The 1,695-nt window shown below is 59.0% G+C and carries 3 protein-coding genes; all 3 read left to right on the top strand.

The features are described from left to right. The coding region (locus WCJ41_RS22095; protein ID WP_336907986.1) for a site-specific integrase at positions 1-679 on the top strand (679 nt) is incomplete at its 5' end. Then, a complete protein-coding gene (locus WCJ41_RS22090; protein WP_336907985.1) occupies positions 672-1,349 on the top strand; it encodes a hypothetical protein in 678 nt (225 codons plus the stop codon). The genes WCJ41_RS22095 and WCJ41_RS22090, both read left to right, overlap by 8 nt. Before the next feature lie 82 nt (positions 1,350-1,431). Beyond that, positions 1,432-1,650: a hypothetical protein gene (locus WCJ41_RS22085; RefSeq protein ID WP_336907984.1), complete on the top strand. Its 219-nt coding sequence runs from the start codon at positions 1,432-1,434 to the stop codon at positions 1,648-1,650. Positions 1,651-1,695 lie beyond the last annotated feature (45 nt).

Below are 1,695 nucleotides of genomic sequence, written 5' to 3'. Positions count from 1 at the left end.
AAACGAGCTGGTCGATCTCGGCGTGCGTCTCATGGCAGCAGCAACCGATCCAACCAATCTCGATCACGCCCTTGCCTATCGGGATGGTCTCATCATCGCGTTCCTGATCCTTCACCCCTTGCGTCGTCGCAATCTCGTGAACTTCGAACTGGGCAAAGACCTTCTCCGCCAAGGGGCAGGGTACATGGTGAGCTTCGAGGGCTCCGAGACAAAGAATGGCGCGCCCCTCGAACTCCCGCTCGCCGACGTCCTGGTGCAGCCCATGAACCAATACCTGGACATCTGGCGGCCCGTCCTGATGGCACGGACGGGTCGGTGGGCTCGCGACGTGGGAGCCCGCGTGTGGGTCTCCAGTGACGGCTCACCCTTAGGCCAGGAAGGCATGTCGGGACGTATCGAGCTCCGCACGCGCGAAGCATTCGGCAAGGCGATCAATCCCCATGCATTCCGGGATGCCTCAGCCACGACGCTCACGATTGCCGACCCGGCACGCGTCCGTTCTGCGGCGCCCCTCCTGGGGCATCGTTCGCTGGCCACAACCGAGAAGCACTACATTCAGGCGACTGGGCTCGAGGCACAGCGTTCCTATCTTAAGGTGCTGAACACAGCCTGTCGCTGCAACAACACGTCCGGTGAGGCTCCAGGCAACACGACAAGAAAGGCAAGGTTCCGTGGCTAAAAACTTCAAAATTCCATCTCCGAAAAAACTGAAAGACCTCGGTCGTGACCTGAAGTTGAGCGATGCTCAGGCACGTGAACTCGACTTTGTCATCCGTCATGCCCACGCGGATCTCGAGGGAATCTTCCGCATGAAGATGACCCGCGCCGAACGCGCCCGACGTTTGAAGCAACTTAAGATATTCCGCGGTGCGCTCATGAGGCTTGCTTCCACCATGGGTACAACACCCGAGGAAATCGCTGACTTCAACGTCAACCTGCCATTCGAGCTCCGCGAAACAATCGGACAGATGGCCAGTGCGGGAGTGATCAGGACAGTTGTGGGGCGCCGGGTCGAGGAAGTTGAAGCCGATCATATCAGGAAATCTGCAGAGCTTACGCACGGTGCAGAAATCTTCCACCATCAGCTCCTCGAGATCAGCAAGGGAATCGACACGCTTCTTGATGCAGCCGTCAAAGATCCCGGTGGCCGCAATCCGGATCTCGTCAGGAACCATCTGGCGACAAAGCTTGCACGCTCTTCAAGAGGCATTCTAGGTCGTCGCGCTTCTGGAACTGCCGGCGGCAGGTTCTCGAAGCTTGTTGCCGCAGTGTTCATTGCATGCGGCTTGGCTGACGACGGAGTGGAGAAGATTGTTGAACGGACCCTGAAATCTCTCCAGGGCAAGTGATGAGTGCTATCCCCAAAACAAACGTCATTGGCGGTAACGTTGTGGGGACGTCCAATGCCGACAACCCGATCATCATTCTGGCATGCTCAAGCGGCGGTCAGAATCGAATCGGGAAGGGGAGGCGGACATCCCGCCGGTACCGGCGCCCGGTTGTCCGCCGTCGGTCGGCTCGCCGGAGGGCTTCACGGTCGAGACGGACCTTTCCGCCGACCGTCAGGTTACGGATGCCGAACTCGAAGCGATCTGCCGCCTGCTGGGCGATGACCTTGTGCGCTTGCTGGACCAGTCCCAGTCCCATTAACATCCCGATTCCGCGTGTATCTGCGTCAGGAGACTGCCTATGAAC

This window comes from Aestuariivirga sp., from assembly GCF_037139295.1.
Classification (GTDB): domain Bacteria; phylum Pseudomonadota; class Alphaproteobacteria; order Rhizobiales; family Aestuariivirgaceae; genus Aestuariivirga.
Note: the sequence above shows the minus strand (reverse complement) of the source record. Positions and strands in the feature narration are given on the sequence as shown.

Coding starts and splice junctions, on each gene's coding strand:
- WCJ41_RS22085 (WP_336907984.1), top strand. CDS start 1,432: ATGCTCAAGCGGCGGTCAGAATCGAATCGGGAAGGGGAGGCGGACATC.